This is a genomic window from Allobosea sp. P4_C6, assembly GCF_056402015.1.
The window spans coordinates 178,165-199,280 of the sequence record NZ_JBFUIF010000003.1; the positions used below are offsets into that span (position 1 = coordinate 178,165).

Sequence of the window (21,116 nt, forward strand, 5' to 3'; positions counted from 1 at the left end):
GTCCGGAGCGGGGTACGAGACCCCGCCTCGTCAGAAGCGGGTGCCGCCCGAGAAGCGGAACGCCTGGAGGCGGTCGCCGCCGTACTTGCCAGCGATGCCCGTGGCGGGGTTGAGACCCCACTGACCATCGTCCTTGGTCAGGGCATAGGCATAGTCGAAGCGGATCGGACCCAGCGGCGACTGCCAGAGCAAGCTCACGCCAACCGAGGAGCGCAGGATGTTCTTGTCGCGCACGCAGGCGATGTTGGTCTGGGCACCGCCGGTCACAACATTGAACTGCCGCGCCTCCGAGCCCGCCGGGCAGCCCGCAAAAGCGGAAGAGCTGCCGCCGTCGTAGTTGAACAGCGTGCCGGCGTCGGCGAAGAGCGCTCCACGCAGACCCAGATCGCGGGGCAGGCCCCAGATCGGGAACTGCACCTCGACCGAGCCGCCGAAGTAGCTCGTGCCACCCACGGCGTTCGCGGTCGGATCGTTCAGCACGTCGCGCGGGCCGATTCCGGAAGGCGCGAAGCCGCGGACCAGCGTCGGTCCGAGGAAGTAGTGATCGACCATGCGCAGGTTTCCGCTGGTCGCCTGGACGTGACCGCCCTGGACACGCAGGAAGCCGACGACATCGTCGAAGATCTCGCGGTAGTAGCGAGCATCCGCCGCGATGCGCAGGAACTTGGAATCGCCACCCACGCCTGCGAATTCCGGCTTCAGCTCGGCGATGAAGCCGTTGCGCGGGCTCTGCACGCTGTCGAGCGAGTTGTAGTTGAAGTTCAGGCCGACCAGCGAGGTCAGGGTCGTGCCCTGCGCTTCCTTGACCGCCACCGTCGCTTCGCCGTTGGTCACGCAGTTATAGATCGTGTTGGCGCCGCCGGTCGGCGTGATGCCGGGGATCGGGAAGCTACAGTCGTTGTAAGGCCGGTCGGTCGTGTTCGGAATCTCGATCTCGGTCGTGTAGATCGAGTAGCGCGGCGTGATCGAGAACTCTTCCGTGATCGGGAAGGTGAAGCGCACCTGACCACCGGTCACGCGGCTCTCGAAACGGCCGGTGTTGTAGTTGTCGTTGAACTTCGAGAACAGGTCGATACCGGCCGCCACGCGGTAGCCCAGGAAATAGGGCTCCGTGAACGAGAAATCGATGCCCTGCGCGCGCTGGCCGAGCGTGCCCGCGATTCGAACGAACTGGCCGCGGCCGAGGAAGTTCGACTCCGACAGCGAGACTTCGCCGATGGCGCCGTCCGAGGTCGAATAGCCGCCGGCGATGGAGAAAGAGCCGGTCGCCTTGTCCTCGACATCGATGTTGACCACGACACGATCCGGGGCCGAGCCGGGCTCGTTGGTGATGCGGACCTTGTTGAAGAAGCCGAGGTTGTTGAGACGGCGCTCGGCGCGGTCGATCATCACCTTGTTGTAGGCGTCGCCCTCGCCCATATCGAGTTCGCGGCGAACCACATAGTCGCGGGTACGGGTGTTGCCGCGCACGTTGATGCGCTCGACATAGACCCGCGGCCCCTCGTCCACGACGTAGGTGATGCCGATCGTCTGGCCGGAAGCATCGCGGTCACCGCGCGGGCGGACCTGAGCGAAGGCATGACCGCGACGGGCGACCTCGGTCGTCAGCGCGACCAGCGACTTCTCGACCGCCTCGGCGTTGTAGGTATCGCCAGCGGACGTCGCGACATAGCGCTGGAGTGCAGCGGAATCGATATCGCGCAGAGCGGAGTCGACGCCGACATTGCCGACCTTGTACTGCGGGCCTTCCTCGACCTGGATATCGACGACCCAGCCGCCGGCAGCCTCGTCGAAGCGGGCCGAATTGCCGGCAACCTGGAAGTCGGCATAGCCGTTCTTCAGATAGAAGCGCCGGACCAGGTCGAGATCGGAGCTGATCCGCTCGGGATCATAAACGTCGGAGGTCTTGATCCAGCTCAGGAAATTCGATTCGGTCGAGCTCATCAGGCCACGCAGCCGGCTCGACGAATAGGCCTGGTTGCCGCTGAAATTGATCGACTTGATGCCGGTCTTGCCGCTCTCGTTGATCGTGAAGACGATATCCTGGCGGCCATTCGGCAGCGGCGCGATGCGCCCGCTCACCGACGACAGACCATAACCGGCCCGGCGATAAGCCTCGCGCAGACGCTCCACGTCGGAATCGATCAGCGACTGGCTGAGCGGGCCGCCGGCGCGCGACTGGACCAGCGGCGAGAGCTGGTCGCTCTTCAGACGACGGTTGCCTTCGAAGGCAACGCGGTTGACCGTGCCGTTCTGTTCCTGAACCGTCACGACGGTCTGCGAACCGCGGCGGCTGACCTGGACATTGCTGAACAGGCCGGTCGCTAGAAGGCTCTCGCGAATCTCCTGGGGGTTCTCCCGCCCGACGGTGTAGGAGCGGATCGTCTCCGCATCCACGCGCCGATTGCCGTGGACCACCACAGCCTGCGCGAACGCCACGCCACCACTCACGGCCAGCATCAAAGCCGAAAGTCCGATCGATCGAGAGAGCCGCAGCTTGGTCGTCCGGCTCTTTAGGGTCGACGTCATCGGGTCGCCTATTCCATATCTCTGGTCACCACCCCAAACGGGGACCGCCATCAGGCGACGGCAGCACGGGGACATTGCGGTTCAATCGCTTCTACAAAGTTTCCAGCAGGGTGCAAACCGCGATCATCGTTAACAAAGGATTTTTAACGATCTCGTTGCCGGCAGGCCACGCAGCCTGCCGCGATTCCGCCGCAAAGCGCAGCAGTACCCCTTATTTTTCAGAGCATTCCGCGCACATGGACGATGTCGTTCCAGGTCACGAACAACATCAGCATGAGCACCAGCGCGAGGCCGACCCGGAAGCCGATCTCCTGAGCGCGCGGGCTCAACGGCCGGCCGCGCAGTGCCTCGTAAAGATAGAACATCAGGTGGCCGCCATCGAGCATCGGAACGGGCAGGAGATTCATCAATCCGATCGAGACCGACAGGATGGCGGCGAGATTGATCAGCCCGAGAAACCCGCCGCTCGAGGCGACAAGGCCTGAAACCTGCGCGATCCGGATCGGCCCCGAGAGCTGGTCGGTGGATTCGCGTCCGTTCAGCAGCTTCGCGATGTAGTCATAGGTCCGGGTCACCACGAACCAGGTTTCGGAAACGCCCGACCGCAGGGAATCGACCACGCCGAATCGTTGCGTCGTCCAATCCTCCGCTTTCGGCGAGGCCCTGACCCCGATCACGCCGATCCGCTGTATTCCGAGCGGCGTCTTGAGTTCGGACAGAGCCGGCGTAACCGGCAGGTCCACCATGCTGCCGCTGCGATCGACCGTGACGGTCAGGCGCTCTTCGGGCCGGGTGGAAATGAGACGCTGCATTTCGGTAAAGCTGTCGACCTTCCTTCCGTCGATCGCGACGACGATGTCCCCGGCCTTGAGTCCGGCGCTCTCCGCCACGCTGCCGGCCACCACGCTGTCGACGCGCGGAATCAGCATTTGYTTGCCGAAGAAGAAGGCCGTACCGGCGAAGATCAGGATCGCCAGCAGGAAATTCGCGATCGGGCCGGCAGCGACGATGGCCGCGCGTTCGCCGATCGATTGGGCCGGCAGGGAGCGGGACCGCTCTTCCGGGCTCATCCGCCGAACGGCGGTATCGTCGGGAGAGCTGGCGGCATCCGCATCGCCCGAAAATTTGACGTAGCCGCCGAGCGGGATCAGCGCGAAGCGCCAGCGCGTCCCGTGCCGGTCGTTGAAACCGAACAGTTCCCGGCCGAAGCCGATCGAGAAGGTCTGGACATCGACGCCGCACCAGCGACCGACGAGAAAATGGCCGAGTTCGTGGACGAAGACGACAAGGGTGAGAACGAACAGGAACGGCAGCAGATAGCTGAGCGCAAAATACCCGGCATTCCAGAGTGACGCCGCAAATTCCATCGAACTCTCCCGATCCTCGTCCTTAGGTGACAGTGAACGGCGCTTGCGACAAGAGCGAGGCGGCCCGTCGTCTGGAATCGTGGTCAACGGCGAGAGCAGATGCGATGTCTTGCGGCGCCTGTCCTCCGTCGGGAGCAGCAGTACACACCGCCTCCACGAGCGCAGGGATGCCCGCGAAGCGAAGGCGGCCGGCGAGGAAAGCCGCCACGGCCACTTCATTGGCGGCGTTGAGGATGGCGGGCATCGCGCCACCCTCGCGCAGTGCCGCCATCGCCAGGCCGAGTGCCGGGAAGCGCTCGAGGTCTGAATGCTCGAAGCTCAGCGGCGCCGAAGCAGCGAGATCGAGGAAACGGGCCGGCGGCGCATCGAGCCGGCCATCGATGCCGAGGCAATGAGCCGCCGCCACCCGCATGTCCGGCACCGCCATGCCGGCGCTGACCGAGCCGTCGCGGAAGGTGACCAGCCCGTGGACGATCTGCTGTGGATGGACGAGGACGCCGAGCTGATCGGCCTGCAGCCCGAAGAGGAAACGGGCCTCGATCAACTCGAGCCCCTTGTTCATCATGCTGGCGGAATCGACGCTGATCTTGGCGCCCATCGCATAGTTCGGGTGCTTCAGCGCCTGCTCCGGGACGGCTGCGGCAATGCGCTCCGCGCTCCAGGTCCGGAACGGACCACCGGAAGCCGTCAGGGTCATGCTGCGGATCGCCGAGAGCGGCTCGGCGCCCAGGACCTGGAACAGCGCGTTGTGCTCGGAATCGAGCGGCAGCAGGCGCGCTCCGACTTCGGCGGCCCGGGCCATGACGGCCGCGCCGGCGCAGACCAGGCTTTCCTTGTTGGCGAGCGCGATCGTTCGCCCCGGAGAAAGCGCGGCAAAGGTCGCCTCCAGCCCCGCTGCCCCGGAGATCGCGCTGACGACGATATCGGCGGGGCAGGCCACCGCCTCCAACACAGCCGAGCGCCCTGCCCCGCAGCCGATGCCGGTACCAGCCAGCGCCTCCCGCAAAGCCGGGCCGCCGGCCTCATCCGCCAGGGCAGCGAAGGACGCCCCCGTTTCGATCGCGACCCGTGCCAGTGCCAATGCGTCCCGGCCGCCGACGACAGTCCGGATGGCCAGCCGTTCCGGATTCTCGGAGACGATGTCGCGGACCGAGCGTCCGACGGAGCCGGTCGCTCCCAGAAGAGTGACAATACGAAGCGGCATCGGATCAGATGTCGAGGTGGATCGCGAAAAGGACAAGCCCGGACAGAACGAGAATGGCCCAGTAGCCGTCGAGACGGTCGAGGAAGCCGCCATGCCCGGGGATGAGCTTGCTCGAATCCTTGGTGTCGAAGCGGCGCTTCAGGGCGGATTCGAACAGATCGCCCGCTTGGCTGACGATCGAGCCGGCGAGCGATGCCGCGATGACCGGTCCAACAGTGGTCAGCCCGTGGAATGCAGGCACGAACCGCCAGACCAGATAGCCGCCGATCACTCCAGCCACCGTGCCGCCGATCGCGCCGGACCAGGTCTTCTTGGGGCTGACGCTCGGCATCAGCTTCGGACCGCCGAGTCTGCGGCCGGTGAAATAAGCGGCGATGTCCGTGAGCCAGACCACCGCGAAGCTCCAGAGGATCAGTCCCAGGCCGATGCCCGGCAAGTCGCGCAAGGCGGGCGTGACGAGCGCGAAGGCGAGCGCATAGGCGACGCCGCAGAGCTCCAGCGCGAGGCGCGAGCGCACGAAGGGCGTTGCCACAGCGCCGAGCAGCGCCGCCGCTGCCGCCGCGCCGGCGAGCGCGGCGGGGCTCGCCGGAGAGAAGGCGAGCGCAAGGCCGGCGACGACCACGCCGATGCCGGCCGGGACGGCGTTGGAGCGGCTGACGATGGCGAGCCATTCATAGGCGACGAGGCCGGCGACGAGTATCCAGACCAGCCGGAACGGCCAGCCGCCCCAGATCGTCGCGAGCAGGACCAGCGCGGCCAGGACGAGCGCCGAGACGGCCCGGAGCTTCAGTTCGCCCGGGCCCGGTCGCGGCGCAGTTGGCTCAGGCTCATTCACGCGACGCCCACGCTGCGGTCGGCGGGAGCGGTCACGCCGCCGAAGCGGCGCTCGCGCTGCCGGTATTGCGCCAGCGCATCCTCGAAGGCGGCGCGGTCGAAATCAGGCCACATCACCGGCGCGAAGACGAATTCGGCATAGGCAGCCTGCCAGAGCAGGAAATTGGAGATGCGCGTTTCGCCGGACGTACGGATGACCAGCTCCGGATCGGGCAGATCATGCGTGTCGAGGCTCCGCGTGATCAGGGCCTCGTCGATCGCGGCCGGATCGATACGTCCAGCCGCAGCATCGGCGGCGAGCCGGCGCGCCACCCGCACGATCTCGTCGCGCGAACCGTAGTTGAAGGCGATCACCAGCACGAGCCCGGTATTGGCGCGGGTGCTGGTCTCGGCATGCTCGACCAGGCGGCGCAGATCGGCGGCAAGGTCCTCGCGGTTGCCGATGATCCGGACCCGGACATTGGCGGCGGAGAGCTCGGCGAGGTCCTTCTCGACGAAATGCTTGAGCAGCCCCATCAGGAAGGTGACTTCCGCATAGGGGCGGCGCCAGTTCTCGGTCGAGAAGCTGTAGAGGGTCAGGACGGAAAGGCCGAGATCGCTCGCATTGCGGACCGTGCGCCGCAGCGCCTCGAGGCCGCGGCGATGGCCCTCCTGCCGCGGCAGGCCGCGCATCTGCGCCCAGCGCCCGTTGCCGTCCATGATGATGGCGACATGCGACGGGTTGGGCACATCTGCCTCGCGCTGGCCGGATGACATGTGTACGAGCCTCGCTCGGCTAGGCCGGAAGGATTGCGCGGGACGATCCCGCGCAATGGATCAGACGTGCAGGATTTCCTTTTCCTTCGTCGCGAGCGCCTGGTCGATCTCGGCGATGTGCTGGTCGGTCGCCTTCTGGACCAGATCGGAATTGCGGGCGGCGTCGTCCTTGGTCATGTCGCCGTCCTTCTCGAGCTTCTTGACGACGTCGATCCCGTCGCGGCGGACATGGCGCACAGAGACCTTGGCCTCCTCGGCATATTTATGCGCGACCTTGACCATCTCCTTGCGGCGCTGCTCGTTCAGCTCGGGGATGCGGATGCGCAGCACCTGGCCTTCGGTCTGGGGATTGAGACCCAGATCGGATTCGCGGACGGCCTTGTCGACGGCCTGGACCATCGAGCGGTCCCAGACCTGAACGCTGAGCAGCCGTGGCTCGGGCACGGAGACCGTGGCGAGCTGGCTGAGCGGCGTGCGGGCGCCATAGGCTTCGACATGGATCGGGTCGAGCATGTTGGCGGAGGCGCGACCGGAACGCAGCGAGGCGAGATCACCCTTGAAGGACTGCACCGCGCCGGCCATGCGGCGCTTCAGGTCAGCGAGGTCGAACGTCGTCTGGGCCATTTCAATCAGGACCTTGCAGATAATCCAAAATCGGCGCGACCATGGCGGCGGGGCCGCGCAGGGTCAAGAATTACATGCTCGAACAGCATGTTCCCCCGGATTGGGCAAGGGGAAAGCAGCCGATGCGAGCCGTTGATCGGCGAAAGCGGCAGGGCACACTGGTCCACCGCATCCGGATAGCTACGTCAGTCTAGAGGCTCGCACGGCTGCAAACCAGCGCAGCCGGACAGAGAACCACGGAGAAATGACGTGCCCCGCCTGAACCGCATCATCGAGACCGCGCTCTATGTCGACGACCTCGAACGCGCCCGCGATTTCTACGAAGGCAAGCTCGGCCTCGATCCCGTGCTCAAGACCGGGACGCTCTTCGCCTATGATGTCGGCGGCGCGAGCATCCTGCTGCTGTTCCAGCGCGGCGCGTCCCTGCACACCCAGAGCGCCGCCAATGGCAGCATCCCGCCGCATGACGGCCAGGGGCCGCTGCACATCGCCTTCGCCATCGCTGCCGAGGAATTCGACGCCTGGGAGGCGAAGCTGGAGGCGCTCGGCATCACCGTCGAGGGGCGCATGGAGTGGGATCGCGGCGGCAAGAGCCTCTATTTCCGCGATCCGGACGGGCATCTTCTCGAATTGATGACGCCCGGTATCTGGAAGACCTACTGAGGCGGCGCCTCAGGGCGTCACATAGGTCGCCCTGCCCTCGCCGCGCAGGACGGCGGCGAGCGCGCCGGCTTCGGCGATCGAGAAGACGACGATGGTGAGGCCGGCGTCGCGCGCCAGCGCGAAAGCGGCGGTGTCCATCACCTTGAGGTCGCGCCGGATCGCGTCCTCATGGGTCAGCGTGTCGTAGCGGGTCGCGCTCAGATCCTTCTTCGGATCGGCGCTGTAGACGCCGTCGACCTGCGTCGCCTTGAGCAGATGGCTGCAGCCGAGCTCGGCCGCGCGCAGGGCCGCACCGGTATCTGTGGTGAAATAGGGATTGCCGGTACCGCCGCCGAGGATCACGACCTTGCCGTTGCTGAGATGGTCGAGCGCCCGCTTGCGGGCATAGCTCTCGCAAAGCGAGGGCATCGGCACCGCCGACATGGCGCGGGCCGGTGCGCCGGCCGCCTCGATGGAATGCTCCAGCGCGAGCGCGTTCATCACCGTGCCGAGCATGCCGATCGAATCGGCCGTCGTCCGGTCGAGGCCCTTGTTGAGTCCCTGCACACCGCGGAAGAAATTGCCGCCACCGACGACGATGCCGATCTCGACACCCTCGCGCGAGGCATGGGCGATGTCGGTGGCGAGCGCCGTCAGCGTGCCGCCGTCGAGGCCGGAACCCTGAGGTCCCGCAAGGGCTTCGCCGGAGAGCTTCACGAGAACGCGTTGGGGTCTCATCGATGTCTCTCCGTCCGTGCTGCGGTCCGCCTCGAATCGAAACGGGCCTGTCTTCCTACAAAAAAGGCCGCGCGATGCGCGGCCTTTCTGTCATTCACAAGCGGACTTGTCAGCCCGTGGTGCCGCCGGCGGCAGCGACCTCGGCCGCGAAATCCTGCTCTTCCTTCTCGATCCCCTCGCCGAGAGCGAAGCGGGCGAAGCCGGTGAGCTTGACCGGGGCACCGACCTTGCCCTCGATCTCCTTGAGGACCTGCGAGACCGACTTCGAGCCGTCATGGATATAGGCCTGCTCCAGCAGGCAGTATTCCTTGGCGTAGCTCTTCAGGCCGCTCTCGGTGATCTTCTCGAGCACATGGGCGGGCTTGCCGGCGTTCTTCTCGGCCAGGATCGCCTTCTCGCGCTCCAGAACCTCCGGAGCAACCGAGGCGAGGTCGAGCGCGACGGGGTTCGTCGCCGCGACATGCATGGCGAGCTGGCGGCCGAGCGCGGCGAGCTCGTCGCCCTTGCCGGTCGTCTCGAGCGCGACGATGACGCCGATCTTGCCGAGACCGTCGGCGATCGCGCCATGGACATAGGAGCCGATCACGCCCGAGGAGACCTTGAGCGAGGCCGTGCGGCGCAGCGTCATGTTCTCGCCAATGGTGGCGATGGCGTTGGCGATGGCGTCCTGGACAGTGCCGCCGCCCGGATAGTGATGGCCGAGCAGCGCCTCGACATCGCCGCCACGCTCGAGCGCGACATCGGCGATGCTCTTGGCGAGCGCCTGGAACTCGGGGTTGCGCGCGACGAAGTCGGTCTCGGAGTTCACCTCGACGACGACGCCCTCATGACCCTGCACGGAGACGGCGACGAGGCCCTCGGCGGCAACGCGGCCGGCCTTCTTGGCGGCCTTGGCCAGGCCCTTGGCGCGCAGCCAGTCGATGGCGGCCTCGAGGTTGCCGTCGTTGGCGGAAAGCGCGGTCTTGCAATCCATCATGCCCGCGCCGGTCTTGTCGCGGAGTTCCTTCACGAGCGCGGCGGTGATCGCTGCCATCTGTCTTGTCCTTGCTGTCGGTGTGGCGCATGCCCGAGGGGCCGGCCGCGGATCGGAATATCCGGACGCCTTATGGGGAAACGCCGACGCTCCGTTTCCGGTCGTCGGCGCGTCCTCTTAACTTCTTAGAGCCGGCGTCAAATCGAGAGGCTGATTGCGACGCGCCGATGACGCATCGCAATCGTGGGGCCTCGTTACGCGTCGGCGAATTCGCGAGCCTGGGCGACCCAGCCCTCGCGCTCGAGCTTGCCTCCGAGCTTCAGGTCATGGTCGATCTTGGTCACGTCGGCCGGCGACATCGCGGCGATCTGCCAGAAGTGGTAGATGCCACCGTCATTCAGCTTCTGCACCGCGTCGGGGCCCATGCCCGAGAGCTTGGTCAGATCGTCCGGCGCGCCGCGCGGAGCGGTCAGCGTCTCGAAGACCTGGCCTTCAGGGGCAGCGGCGACCGGCTCGAGAACCTCTTCGACCACCGGGGCCTCGGCAGCGCCGACATCGATGCCCTGGTCGCCCGAGGCACGGCCGATGCCGTCGATCGCCGAACGAGCGATCAGGTCGCAGTAGAACTGGATGGCGCGGCCGGCGTCGTCATTGGCCGGGACCGGGAAGGTGATGCCGTCCGGATCCGAGTTCGAGTCGACGATGGCGGCGACCGGGATGCCGAGGCGCTGGGCCTCCTTGATCGCGAGCGCTTCCTTGTTGGTGTCGATCACGAAGATCATGTCCGGCGTGCCGCCCATGTCCTTGATGCCGCCGAGCGCCTTCTCGAGCTTGTCGCGCTCACGCGACAGCATCAGGCGCTCCTTCTTGGTCAGGCCGGAGCCGCCGCCGTTCAGCAGCTCGTCGACCTTGCGCAGGCGCTGGATCGAGGCCGAGATGGTCTTCCAGTTGGTCAGCATGCCGCCGAGCCAGCGGGAGTTGACATAGTACTGGGCCGAACGCTTGGCGGCGTCGGCGATGGCGTCCTGCGCCTGGCGCTTGGTGCCGACGAAGAGAACGCGGCCGCCCTTGGCGACGGTGTCCGACACGGCCTGCAGGGCGCGATGCAGCATCGGCACCGACTGCGACAGGTCGAGGATGTGGATGTTGTTGCGCACGCCGAAGATGTAGGGCGACATCTTCGGGTTCCAGCGATGGGACTGGTGGCCGAAATGGGCACCGGCCTCGAGGAGCTGGCGCATGGAGAAATCTGGCAGAGCCATCGTGTTCTAGTCCTTCCGGTTGAGCCTCTGGAGCGCGAATGAACAAGGCATGAGCTGCCGCGTCACCGGAACGCCTCGGAAATGAGGCGGTACGCTCCATGTGGGATGGGGTGCGCCTTACAGGGGATGGCGCCGCATTGCAAGCCGGCACGGCGCAGAAAAGCCGGGCGGACCCGCGAAAAACCCGCGCGAAGCGCCGCGCGGGTCGTCGTCTCGGCCCCCTGCGGGAGCCAGGCAGCAGGCCGCCTTTTACTGCGGCAGCTTGGCGCCCATCTGCTTCACGAGATCGCCGATCTGCTTGCAGTAGGCAGCCGGCGTCCCGTTCTGCGCCTTGGCGATCACCTCGATGTTCTGTTCCATGCCCATGGCCGAAATCGTGCCCTTGCGACCGGCAGCTTCCGCGGCATCGCCGCCGCTGACGTCGGCCGGGGTCGGGATGAGGCCCATCATCTTTTTCTGCACATCCACGGCGGAGGCATCGATATGCCCCTTATCGGCGCAATAGCCGAGAATGCCGAGCTGATTGCGGGCTGCCTGATAGGCGACCTTGAGCTGGTCGGCCTGCGTCTGTGCCAGGGACGGGGCGGCGGACGCCAAAACAGCGACGGCCGAAGCGGCGATCAACGACTTATAAAAGATCATACTGGATATCCTTAGGCTATTATGTTCCCAAGCATGCCACCATGCTCGCCTCCCACCCCGTCCTGACTAGCTGCTGCGGCCGCCTACCTCAACCTGAGACAATGCAGACCGGACAGGACATCGGCAGCGACTATGGGGCGCGACAGGCTCTCCCCCAACCGCGTTGCGCCTGCCTGTCGGAGAGTGAATCACAGGAATTCAGGACGCACGGCCGGGGCGAACCGGCATGGGCCTGACCCTCGACCTCAGGACCATCTTCGTCACCGGTGCGCTGACCTGCTTCATCATCGGCGTGATGCAGCTGATGACCTTCGCGACCGGCCGCTTCACCCGCAGCCCGGTCTGGTGGGGCACCAGCAGCCTGTGCATCGGGGTCGGCCTGCTCGGCGCCGCTTTCCGCGACACGATTCCGGACCTGCTCTCGATCGAGTTCGCCAACACGGCGATGCTGGCCGGCTGCCTGCTGCTGCTCTTCGGCATCCGCCATTTCGGCGGGCGCGAACTGAACTGGTTCGGCTTCGGAATCGTCCTGCTCGCAGTCTGGATCCTGCTCTCGCTTTCGCCGGGCGAGCAGGGATACGCGGTACGGGTCATGATCGTCGCGATCGTGATGGCCTTCTGCGATGCCGCCATCGTGCGGGAAGCCGTCCGCCTGGCGCGAGAGGAAAAGCTGCGCTCGGCCTGGCTGCTCGCCGCCCTCTTTGCCCCGACGGTCGTGATCTACACCGGGCGGATCGTGCTGGCCGCCTTCGACCAGGTCGGCACCACGCTGTTTCCGAAGGATGCGGGGACGAATGCCTGGCTCGCGGCGGTTGGCGTGACCTTCATCGTCCTGCGCGGCCAGGCGCTGCTGCTGCTCGCCGCCGAACGCTCCAACCGGATGCTGGCGACTCTTGCCCGGCGCGATCCGCTGACCGGAGCGATGAACCGGTCAGGCGTCGAGCAATGGGTGGATCAGCAGATCCGGGGGCTACAGCACGGTGAGGTGCGGGTATCCGTTCTCCTCGTCGACATCGACCACTTCAAAGCCCTCAACGACACGCATGGCCACGCAGCCGGCGACGAGATCCTGCGCGTCTTCGCCAACGCCGTGCGAGGGCAGCTGCGCAGCGGCGACCTCCTCGCCCGGCAAGGCGGCGACGAGTTCGCGATCATCCTCCCCAATGTCGGCGTGCGCGAGGCCGTGCGGGTGGCCGAGCGGATTCGCGGCGTGTTCAAGGATGCGCTCGCCGAATTCGGCAACCTGCCGGGTCCGCCCACGCTCAGCATCGGCGTTGCCGAAAACGATCTGCGTGGGCGCAGCCTCGACCAGTTGCTCGCAGAGGCGGACGAGGCTCTCTACCGGGCCAAGCGGCTCGGCCGCGACCGCGTCCAGGCGCAGCTCAGGCCGATCGAGGCCTGAACCGCCGGCAGCACCGCCCTCAGCCCTCTTCGGGAAGAGGATGAAACACGCGCAGCCTATGTCCGTCCGGATCGCGCACCGTGAAGGTGCGGCCGAAATCCAGGTCGGTCGGTTCCTGCAGAATGGCGATGCCGCGCTTGCGCCAATCGGCGCAGGCTGCGTCGACGGCCTGCGAGTTCGGTACCATCATGGCTATCTCGGCCGCGCCGCCGATCGCAGTCGCGGCCGGCTCGACGGTGTGGCGAGACCACAGGCCGAGCCTCAGACCGGACGGGAGCGCGAACATCGCGAAGGTCGGCGACTGCTCAAGCGGCTCGCTGCCGAGCAGATTCGCATAGAAGCGCGCGCTCGCGGCGGGGCTGTCGACATGGAGCAGGATGAAATGGGCATCGAACATGGCGGGTCTCCCAGGGCTTCGAGATGGCGGGAGAATAGAATCAGATACTGCCAGTTTCCGGCAGCGTTGATCACGCCGGCGCCGCGATCCCTTGCTTCTCGCGCCATGCCTTGAGCAGAACCTGCCGCCGCTGCGGATAGCGGGTATCCAGCATCTCGAACCGCGTGAGCCTGTCGGTTCGGAAATGGCGGAAATCCTGCCTCAGCTCGCACCAGGCGACGAGCACGCGGACATGGTCGAAGAAGGACAGCGCCAGCGGCCAGACCACGCGCGCGCTGGCGCGGCCCTCACCGTCGCCATAGCCGATCGTGGCCTTGCGCCCGGCCCGAATGGCCCGGCGGATGGCCGCAAGATCGATCTCGGGGGAATCGACGGCCCTCTGCCCCGGGCCGAGGATCAGCGCAGTGTCCTCGACACGATCGGTCAGGTCTGGCGGCAGGACGGCGACGATCTTGGCCATGGCATCGCGCGCCGCCAGCGCCAGGGCGCCATCGGCACGGTCCGCCACCCAGCGCGAGCCCAGCACCAGCGCCTCGATCTCCTCCTCGCTGAACATCAGCGGAGGCAGCATGAATCCGGGTTTCAGCACATAGCCGAGCCCCGGCTCGCCTTCGATCGGCGCGCCCTGGCCCTGCAAGGTGACGATGTCGCGGTAGAGCGTGCGGATGCTGACGCCGGTCTCGGCCGCAAGCTTGCGCCCCGAAACCGGGCGGCGATGCCGGCGCAGCACCTGGACGAGGTCGAGCAGGCGCTGCGAACGCGACAAGAGCTTGCGCCTCAGCCCGGCAGATCGCTCACCTTGATCCGCGACACGTCGTTCTCGGCCATCTCGGCCCAGGCCCTCGCAAGCGAGCCGTCGAGATCGATGGCGCGGCAGGCATCCTCCACGACGAAGGTCTCGAAGCCGGCCTTCGCCGCATCCTGCGCCGTCCAACTGACGCAGAAATCTGTCGCCAGGCCGACGACGACCGCCCGCAGGATGCCGCGCTCGCGGAGATAGCCGGTCAGCCCCGTCGGGGTCCTGCGGTCGGCCTCGACGAAACCGGAATAGCTGTCGATATCGCGACGGTATCCCTTGCGGATGATGGTCTGTGCCTGCGGCAGATCGAGATCGGCCCGGAACTCAGCGCCCTTCGTGCCCTGCACGCAATGATCCGGCCAGAGCACCTGCGGGCCATACGGCATCTGGACGGTCTCGAAGGGCTTCTTGCCAGGATGGCTCGAAGCGAAGGAGGCGTGGCCGGAGGTGTGCCAGTCCTGCGTCAGCAAGATATTGGAGAAGCGCTTGCCCAGCGCGTTGATGACCGGCACGACCTCGTCACCCTTCGTGACGGCGAGGCTGCCGCCCGGGCAGAAATCATTCTGGACATCGACGACGATGAGAACGGTGCGCTCGTCGATCACGGGCTTCTCCTGTGCCTTGCCGGCCTGCGAAGCAGCCGTTGCAGCAAGGATCGTCGCTCCTGCGATCAATCCGCGCCTGTCGATCTCGAACCGCCCTGCCATAGCCCGCCTCCCACCGGCTCTACCGTGCTTCAGCAACGCGCATCCTGCAAGGCAACATCCATGCCCGCTGCGAAGCCTGACGCCTACCGCATCTCGACACTGACGACGCCGGGCGCTGCCCGCACCGCGTTGGCGATCTGCTGGTTGACCGGGAACTTGCCCGGCAACTCGATCTCGACCTCCTGCGCCCCGTCGTCGAGGATCATCACGATCGAGACTTTGCCCTCGGCGCGCATGGCCTCGCGCGGACGAATGCGCTCGGCGATCGAAGGCACCGCCTTCTCGTCGCGCAGATAGATCAGCAGGTCCTGCTTCTGGCGGGAAGCGAGATCGTCGAGGACCTCGACATCCTCGATGCGCGGGCGCACCTCCTCGCCGTCGAGCACGGCCGACAGGCGCAGCACCAGCGCCCTGCCCGGCTCGAGCAGGTCGCGATGGCGCTGCAGGCCTTCCGAGAACAGCACGGCCTCGAACTGGCCGCTCGGATCGGACAGGTTGACGATGCCCATCTTGGAGCCGGACTTGGTCCGCCGTTCCGACTTGTCGATGACGGAGACCGCGACCTTGCCGACGCCCGTGCCGTTGGCGCGGACAGTCTGAGCGAAATCAGCGTAACGCTGCACGCGCAGGCGCTTCAGAACATGCTCGTAATCGTCGAGCGGATGGCCGGAGAGGAAGAAGCCGACGGCCTCATGCTCGCGCTTGAGCTTCTCCGCCGGCGCCCAGGGCTCGACCGCCGGGATGCGGAAGGCTTCCTGGATCAGGCCGCCGCCCAGCAGATCGAACTGGCCGGCTGTCGCCTCGTCGCGGGTGCGGTTGGAGAGGGCCAGCATGCCGTCGATCGCCGCGATGGCGCGCGCGCGTTCGCCTTCCAGCTCATCGAGCGCGCCCGCCGCGATCAGGGCTTCGAGCGTGCGGCGATTGACCAACCTGGTGTCGATGCGGCGTGCGAGATCAGCCAGATCGCGGAACGGGCCGGCCGCCTGGCGGGCCGAGACGAGGGCCTCCACCGCCGCCCGGCCGACGCCCTTGATCGCGCCCAGCGCGTAGAAGATCTTGCCCTCCGCGACGTCGAACTCGACGCCGGAATGATTGATCGCCGGCCGCTCGACCTTGATGCCGAGGCGTTCGGCATCGCGGCGGAATTCCGAGAGCTTGTCGGTGTTGCCCATGTCGAGCGTCATCGACGCGGCGAGGAACTCGACCGGGTAATTCGCCTTGAGATAGGCGGTCTGGAAGGCGACGACGGCATAGGCGGCGGCGTGGCTCTTGTTGAAGCCGTAATCGGCGAACTTCGCCAGCAGATCGAAGATTTCGGAGGCCGTATCCTTCTTGATACCGCCGTCGATGGCGCCCTTCACGAAGCGGTCGCGCTGGGCGTCCATCTCCGCCTTGATCTTCTTGCCCATGGCGCGGCGCAGCAGGTCCGCCTCGCCGAGCGAATAGCCCGACAGCGCCTGCGCCACCTGCATCACCTGTTCCTGATAGACGATGATGCCATGCGTCTCCGCCAGGAAGGGCTCCATCTGCGGATGGAGATACGTCGGATCCTCTAGCCCGAGCTTTCGGCGGCAATAGGTCGGGATGTTGTCCATCGGGCCCGGCCGATAGAGTGCGACGAGCGCGATCAGATCCTCGATCCGGTCCGCCTTCATCTCGACCAGCGCCTTGCGCATGCCGACCGATTCCACCTGGAACACGCCGACCGTCTCGCCGCGCGCCAGCATGGCGTAGGTCGGCGGATCGTCGAAGGGCAGTTGCGCGAGGTCGATCTGGATATCGCGCTGGCCGATGAGCTTCACCGCCGTGGTCAGCGTAGTCAGCGTCTTCAGGCCAAGGAAGTCGAACTTCACCAGCCCGGCCTGCTCGACCCATTTCATATTGAACTGGGTGACGCGCATGCCGGTGCGCGGATCGACCGAGAGTGCGACGAGCTGTTCGAGAGGGCGGTCGCCGATCACCACGCCTGCGGCGTGAGTCGAAGCATGGCGGTGAAGCCCTTCCAGCTTCTGGCCAATTTCGAGCAGGCGCGCGACGATCGGCTCCTCCTCGGCGGCCTGCTGCAGCTTCGGCTCACCCTCGATCGCGTCCTTCAGTGAAATCGGCTTGGCCGGATTCTGCGGCACGAGCTTGGTCAGCTTGTCGACCTGGCCGTAGGGCATCTCCAGCACGCGGCCGACGTCGCGCAGCACGCCGCGCGCCAGCAGCGTGCCGAAGGTGATGATCTGCGCGACGCGCTCCTGGCCATAATGGCGCTTGACGTAGTCGATCACCTCTTCACGCCGGTTCTGGCAGAAGTCGATGTCGAAGTCCGGCATCGAGACGCGATCGGGATTGAGGAAGCGCTCGAAAAGCAGGCCGAAGCGCAGCGGATCGACGTCGGTGATCGTCAGTGCATAGGCGACGAGCGAGCCGGCACCCGAACCGCGCCCCGGGCCGACCGGGATGTCCTGGTTCTTCGCCCATTTGATGAAGTCCGAGACGATCAGGAAGTAGCCCGGGAACTTCATCCGGGTGATGATCGAGAGCTCGAAATCGAGCCGCTTCTCGTAATCCTCGACGGTGAAGCCCTCGGCCGGGCCGTGCTTGGCGAGACGCGCCGCTAGGCCGGTCCGGGCCTGGTTCTGCAGCTCCTCGGCCTCGTCGCGCCCCTCCTCCCCGAAGCGCGGCAGGATCGGCTTGCGCGTCGAGACGCGCCAATGGCAGCGCATCGCGATCTCGACCGTGCTCGCCAGTGCCTCCGGCAGGTCGGCGAAGCGCTTCTTCATCTCGGCGCGCGAAGCGAAATAATGCTCCGGCGTGACGCGCCGACGCTCGCCATCCGAGACGAGCCGCCCTTCCGCTACCGCCAGCAACGCGTCATGGGCGTCGAAATCGGCCGGCTTGGCGAAGAAGGGTTCGTTGGTCGCGACAACCGGCAGGTCGGAATCATAGGCCAGCCGCAGGAGATGCGCCTCGACCGCCTCCTCGCCGTCCCGGCCATTGCGCTGGATCTCGACATAGAGCCGGTCGCCATAGATGTCGGCCAGGGTCGCGAGGCGGGCCGTGGCCACAGGAAGCTGGCCATTTCGCAAGGCGGTGTCGACCGGCCCGCCATGGCCGCCGGTCAGGGCGATCAGCCCGGTGTTGTAGGCCGAGAGCCGCTCAATCGTGGTTATGGGCTGGCCGGCTCCGCCGCTGGCCAGGGCGGCCTCGCTGACGAGCTTCATCAGGTTGCCGTAGCCGGCCTCGTCCATGGCGAGCAGGACGATATGCGGCAGGCGCTGCTGCTGCACGGGCCTGCGCCCGCCTTCGCTTTCATCGGCGAAATCGATCGAGAGCTGCACGCCGGCGATCGGCTGCAGGCCCGAGCCCGCCAGCTTCTCGGAAAACTCGAGCCCGCCGAACAGGTTGTCCGTATCGGTCAGGGCGAGTGCCGGCTGCCCGTCGGCGGCCGCCATCTTGGCCAGCGTCGCGACAGTCATCGCGCCTTCGAGCAGCGAATAGCTCGAATGGACATGGAGATGAACGAAGCCGATGTCCAAGAGGACGCGCGCCTCGCCAGATTCCCGCCCCATGCCGTTCTCCTATCGCCGCCGCCGCGCGACTCGCCGATCCGCCCTTCCCCTTATGAAACCTCGGCGCGACCGGCGTCGAGGATTCCTTCGCGGTGCTGTGGATGGCTCCTGCCGCGATCAGACATGCGGGCCGGAGAAGATCGCAGCCCAGAGCCAGATCATGCCGAGGAAGACGCCGAGCGAGGCGATTTCGGCCAGGCCGGCGGCGAACTTACGCGCTGCAGTCATGAGAACCTCCGTCGTTCTTGGTAGGTTCAGATTAGTTCATGTTTTGTTCTCGTCAATGCCGATACGGAAATTGCGCCGGCTGCATGCCTGGAACAGTTAACGAAATGCTACCTTCATAGAAGCGCTGGTCATCCCGGACGCAGCGAAGCGGAGATCCGGGCCCCATGCCTGAACCTCGTTCGGACAGGCTCTGGCATTGATCCCGGGTCAAGCCGGGATGACCAGCGTGGTCCGCGAAAAATCAGCATGCTCCAGTGGCCGCAGCTATGGAGTGCGCGCCTGCCAGCCTGGAGCGATGTCCAGCAGAAGCCCGTCGGTGCGCGAAGATGCAGACAAACCTGTCGTGCTTTCGAGGCGAAGCAGTCCAACCATCGCGCGAACCCTTCCGGATAGCTCCGCCAAGTCTGGCGATGACGCGGCATCCGGCGCCGGTCAGCCTCAAAGGCCGCAGCTCAGCCCAACCCGACGACGAGCCCGTCGCGGATCGTCACCTGGCGGTCCATCTGGCGGGCCAGTTCGAGGTTGTGCGTCGCGATCAGCGCAGCGAGCCCCGATGCCCGCGCCAACGCCATCAGCGTGCCGAAGACGAGCTGCGCCGTCTGCGGGTCGAGATTGCCCGTCGGCTCGTCGGCCAGCAGCAGGCGCGGCCCGTTGGCGACGGCGCGGCCGATGGCGACGCGCTGTTGCTCGCCGCCCGAGAGCTCGCCCGGCAGATGATCCAGCCGCTCGCCGAGACCGAGGAAGGTCAGCAGCTCGGAGGCCCTCTCCTCCGCGACCGGGCGCGACAACCCGCGGATGCGCTGCGGCAGGACAACGTTCTCCAGTGCCGTGAACTCGGGCAGGAGGTGGTGGAACTGGTAGACGAAGCCGATCTCGGTACGGCGCAGGCGGGTGCGCCCGGAATCGTCGAGCTTGGTCGTGGCGAGCCCGCCGACGAAGACTTCGCCGGCATCGGGCTTCTCCAGCAGGCCGGCGACATGCAGCAGCGTCGACTTGCCGGTGCCGCTCGGAGCGACGAGGGCGACGACCTCTCCCGGCCAGAGCGCGAAATCGGCCTTGCGCAGCACTTCGAGCGGCGCATCGGTCTGCGGATAGAAGCGTTCGACCTGCGACAGGAAGAGCGCGGGCATCTCCTGTGCCATCAGCCCATCCTCAGCGCTTCGACGGGGTCGAGCCGTGCCGCCTTCCAGGCCGGGTAGAGCGTCGCCAGCAATGAGAGCGTCAGCGCCATCAGCACCACGCTCGTGACCTCCCGCCAGTCGATGACGGAAGGGATGTCGCTGAGGAAGCGCACGGTCGGGTCCCAGAGATTGGCGCCGGTGATCCAGTTCAGCGCCGCCATGATCGACTTGATATTGTTGGCGAAGACGACGCCGAGCGCGAGCCCCGCCAGCGTGCCGATGACGCCGATCGCGGCCCCGGTGATCAGGAAGACGCGCAGCACGGTGCCGCGCGTGCAGCCCATGGTGCGCATGATCGCGATGTCGGCCGTCTTGTCCTTCACCAGCATGATCAGGCCGGAGACGATGTTCAGCGCCGCGACCAGCACGATCAGGGTCAGGATGATGAACATCACGTTGCGCTCGACTTCCAGCGCATTGAAGAAACTGCGATTGCGCTGGCGCCAGTCCGAGAGCACGAGCGGGCGCGGCGCATCGGCCTCGATCGCGTCGCGCACGGTCTGCGTGCGATCGGGGTTGTCGACGAAGATCTCGATGACGTTCACGTCGCCGTCGCGGTTGAAATAGGCTTGCGCCTCGGCGAGCGGCATATAGACGAAGGTGCCGTCGAACTCGGTCATGCCGATCTCGAAGATCGCCTTGACCGGATAGGCCTTGATGCGCGGCGCCGTGCCGAAGGGCGTCGAGGCGCCCTGCGGCGAGACCAGGGTCATGTTGTCGCCGGCCTGGATGCCGAGCGCATTGGCGAGGCGCCGGCCGATGGCGACGCCCGGCGTCGTGTCGAAGCCGTCGAGCGTGCCGGATTTGATGTTGCCGCCGATGAAGGGGATCGCCTTGATGTCGGCTTCGCGGACGCCGCGGACGAGCACGCCGTTGTTGCCGGTCTGCGAGGAGGCCAGCGCCTGCCCCTCGACCAGCGGAATGGCGAGCTTGACGCCCGGGATCTTGCTCAGCCGCGCCGCGACGCTGTCATAGTCGTCGAGCGGGCGGTCGATGGGCGTCGCGAAGATATGGCCGTTCACGCCGACGATCTTCTCCAGCAGCTCCTTCCGGAAGCCGTTCATCACCGACATCACGATGATCAGCGTCGCGACGCCGAGCAGGATGCCGAGGAAGGAGAAGCCGGCGATGACAGAGACGAAGCCCTCGCGCCGCCGGGTGCGCAGATAGCGGCCGGCGAGCAGCCATTCGAAGCTGGCGAAGGGTTTCGTGCCGGTCGGAACGGCAGCGTTGTCTGCAACGGCATTCATGCGCTGGCTCTGGCCATTGGAAGA

18 protein-coding genes are annotated in these 21,116 nt (G+C 66.3%); 2 read left to right on the plus strand and 16 right to left on the minus strand.

The genetic code is table 11. The annotated features are described in order from the left end of the window. Positions 1-30: 30 nt before the first annotated feature. From bamA to frr, 6 genes are all read right to left on the minus strand, one after another. Positions 31-2,529: an outer membrane protein assembly factor BamA gene (gene bamA, locus AC1DVA_RS03720; protein ID WP_442864982.1), complete on the minus strand. Its 2,499-nt coding sequence runs from the start codon at positions 2,527-2,529 to the stop codon at positions 31-33. 218 nt (positions 2,530-2,747) lie between these two features. Continuing rightward, on the minus strand, positions 2,748-3,896 hold the full coding sequence (gene rseP / locus AC1DVA_RS03725; protein ID WP_265053550.1) for an RIP metalloprotease RseP: 1,149 nt from the start codon (positions 3,894-3,896) through the stop codon (positions 2,748-2,750). A gap of 22 nt (positions 3,897-3,918) precedes the next feature. Then, on the minus strand, positions 3,919-5,100 hold the full coding sequence (dxr, locus tag AC1DVA_RS03730) for a 1-deoxy-D-xylulose-5-phosphate reductoisomerase (RefSeq protein WP_476805016.1): 1,182 nt from the start codon (positions 5,098-5,100) through the stop codon (positions 3,919-3,921). Positions 5,101-5,104: 4 nt separating this feature from the next. Further along, a complete protein-coding gene (locus tag AC1DVA_RS03735) occupies positions 5,105-5,935 on the minus strand; it encodes a phosphatidate cytidylyltransferase (protein ID WP_476805017.1) in 831 nt (276 codons plus the stop codon). Then, positions 5,932-6,690, minus strand: a complete 759-nt coding sequence (locus tag AC1DVA_RS03740) for an isoprenyl transferase (protein WP_476805018.1) — start codon at positions 6,688-6,690, stop codon at positions 5,932-5,934. Before AC1DVA_RS03740 ends, AC1DVA_RS03735 begins: the two co-directional genes overlap by 4 nt. 60 nt (positions 6,691-6,750) lie before the next feature. Further along, entirely contained in the window at positions 6,751-7,314 is a 564-nt protein-coding gene (gene frr, locus AC1DVA_RS03745) for a ribosome recycling factor (protein WP_265053554.1), read from the minus strand. Positions 7,315-7,563: 249 nt separating this feature from the next. On the opposite strand from frr, the gene AC1DVA_RS03750 reads away from it, so the two are divergent. Continuing rightward, positions 7,564-7,977, plus strand: coding sequence for a VOC family protein (locus AC1DVA_RS03750; RefSeq protein ID WP_265053555.1), 414 nt, complete (start codon positions 7,564-7,566; stop codon positions 7,975-7,977). A 9-nt stretch (positions 7,978-7,986) separates the two neighbouring features. On the opposite strand, the gene pyrH is transcribed toward AC1DVA_RS03750, so the two are convergent. The 4 genes from pyrH to AC1DVA_RS03770 all read right to left on the minus strand — a co-directional run bounded on the left by pyrH (position 7,987) and on the right by AC1DVA_RS03770 (position 11,571). After that, positions 7,987-8,694: a UMP kinase gene (gene pyrH / locus AC1DVA_RS03755; protein WP_476805019.1), complete on the minus strand. Its 708-nt coding sequence runs from the start codon at positions 8,692-8,694 to the stop codon at positions 7,987-7,989. Positions 8,695-8,803: 109 nt separating this feature from the next. Beyond that, entirely contained in the window at positions 8,804-9,727 is a 924-nt protein-coding gene (gene tsf, locus AC1DVA_RS03760; RefSeq protein ID WP_265053557.1) for a translation elongation factor Ts, read from the minus strand. Positions 9,728-9,921: 194 nt separating this feature from the next. Continuing rightward, positions 9,922-10,929, minus strand: a complete 1,008-nt coding sequence (locus AC1DVA_RS03765) for a 30S ribosomal protein S2 (RefSeq protein WP_265053558.1) — start codon at positions 10,927-10,929, stop codon at positions 9,922-9,924. A 249-nt stretch (positions 10,930-11,178) separates the two neighbouring features. Then, positions 11,179-11,571, minus strand: a complete 393-nt coding sequence (locus AC1DVA_RS03770) for a pore-forming ESAT-6 family protein (RefSeq protein WP_265053559.1) — start codon at positions 11,569-11,571, stop codon at positions 11,179-11,181. A 226-nt stretch (positions 11,572-11,797) separates the two neighbouring features. Between AC1DVA_RS03770 and AC1DVA_RS03775 the strand changes: the two genes are divergently transcribed. Then, on the plus strand, positions 11,798-12,973 hold the full coding sequence (locus AC1DVA_RS03775; protein WP_476805020.1) for a GGDEF domain-containing protein: 1,176 nt from the start codon (positions 11,798-11,800) through the stop codon (positions 12,971-12,973). 19 nt (positions 12,974-12,992) lie between these two features. Here the strand turns inward: AC1DVA_RS03775 and AC1DVA_RS03780 are convergent, their stop codons facing one another. The 6 genes from AC1DVA_RS03780 to AC1DVA_RS03805 all read right to left on the minus strand — a co-directional run bounded on the left by AC1DVA_RS03780 (position 12,993) and on the right by AC1DVA_RS03805 (position 21,092). Beyond that, a complete protein-coding gene (locus AC1DVA_RS03780; RefSeq protein ID WP_476805021.1) occupies positions 12,993-13,370 on the minus strand; it encodes a VOC family protein in 378 nt (125 codons plus the stop codon). Between the two features lie 70 nt (positions 13,371-13,440). Beyond that, positions 13,441-14,136, minus strand: a complete 696-nt coding sequence (locus AC1DVA_RS03785) for a helix-turn-helix transcriptional regulator (RefSeq protein WP_476805022.1) — start codon at positions 14,134-14,136, stop codon at positions 13,441-13,443. A gap of 11 nt (positions 14,137-14,147) precedes the next feature. Further along, a complete protein-coding gene (pncA, locus tag AC1DVA_RS03790; RefSeq protein ID WP_476805023.1) occupies positions 14,148-14,876 on the minus strand; it encodes a bifunctional nicotinamidase/pyrazinamidase in 729 nt (242 codons plus the stop codon). 83 nt (positions 14,877-14,959) lie between these two features. Then, a complete protein-coding gene (dnaE, locus tag AC1DVA_RS03795) occupies positions 14,960-18,433 on the minus strand; it encodes a DNA polymerase III subunit alpha (RefSeq protein WP_476805024.1) in 3,474 nt (1,157 codons plus the stop codon). Positions 18,434-19,113: 680 nt separating this feature from the next. Further along, a complete protein-coding gene (locus tag AC1DVA_RS03800) occupies positions 19,114-19,803 on the minus strand; it encodes an ABC transporter ATP-binding protein (protein WP_265053565.1) in 690 nt (229 codons plus the stop codon). Continuing rightward, a complete protein-coding gene (locus AC1DVA_RS03805) occupies positions 19,803-21,092 on the minus strand; it encodes a lipoprotein-releasing ABC transporter permease subunit (protein ID WP_476805025.1) in 1,290 nt (429 codons plus the stop codon). The genes AC1DVA_RS03800 and AC1DVA_RS03805 overlap by 1 nt, the downstream gene beginning before the upstream one ends. Positions 21,093-21,116: the final 24 nt, after the last annotated feature.

Coding starts and splice junctions, on each gene's coding strand:
- bamA (WP_442864982.1), bottom strand. CDS start 2,529: ATGACGTCGACCCTAAAGAGCCGGACGACCAAGCTGCGGCTCTCTCGA.
- dxr (WP_476805016.1), bottom strand. CDS start 5,100: ATGCCGCTTCGTATTGTCACTCTTCTGGGAGCGACCGGCTCCGTCGGA.
- AC1DVA_RS03740 (WP_476805018.1), bottom strand. CDS start 6,690: ATGTCATCCGGCCAGCGCGAGGCAGATGTGCCCAACCCGTCGCATGTC.
- frr (WP_265053554.1), bottom strand. CDS start 7,314: ATGGCCCAGACGACGTTCGACCTCGCTGACCTGAAGCGCCGCATGGCC.
- pyrH (WP_476805019.1), bottom strand. CDS start 8,694: ATGAGACCCCAACGCGTTCTCGTGAAGCTCTCCGGCGAAGCCCTTGCG.
- tsf (WP_265053557.1), bottom strand. CDS start 9,727: ATGGCAGCGATCACCGCCGCGCTCGTGAAGGAACTCCGCGACAAGACC.
- AC1DVA_RS03765 (WP_265053558.1), bottom strand. CDS start 10,929: ATGGCTCTGCCAGATTTCTCCATGCGCCAGCTCCTCGAGGCCGGTGCC.
- AC1DVA_RS03770 (WP_265053559.1), bottom strand. CDS start 11,571: ATGATCTTTTATAAGTCGTTGATCGCCGCTTCGGCCGTCGCTGTTTTG.
- AC1DVA_RS03775 (WP_476805020.1), top strand. CDS start 11,798: ATGGGCCTGACCCTCGACCTCAGGACCATCTTCGTCACCGGTGCGCTG.
- AC1DVA_RS03780 (WP_476805021.1), bottom strand. CDS start 13,370: ATGTTCGATGCCCATTTCATCCTGCTCCATGTCGACAGCCCCGCCGCG.
- pncA (WP_476805023.1), bottom strand. CDS start 14,876: ATGGCAGGGCGGTTCGAGATCGACAGGCGCGGATTGATCGCAGGAGCG.
- dnaE (WP_476805024.1), bottom strand. CDS start 18,433: ATGGGGCGGGAATCTGGCGAGGCGCGCGTCCTCTTGGACATCGGCTTC.
- AC1DVA_RS03800 (WP_265053565.1), bottom strand. CDS start 19,803: ATGGCACAGGAGATGCCCGCGCTCTTCCTGTCGCAGGTCGAACGCTTC.
- AC1DVA_RS03805 (WP_476805025.1), bottom strand. CDS start 21,092: ATGAATGCCGTTGCAGACAACGCTGCCGTTCCGACCGGCACGAAACCC.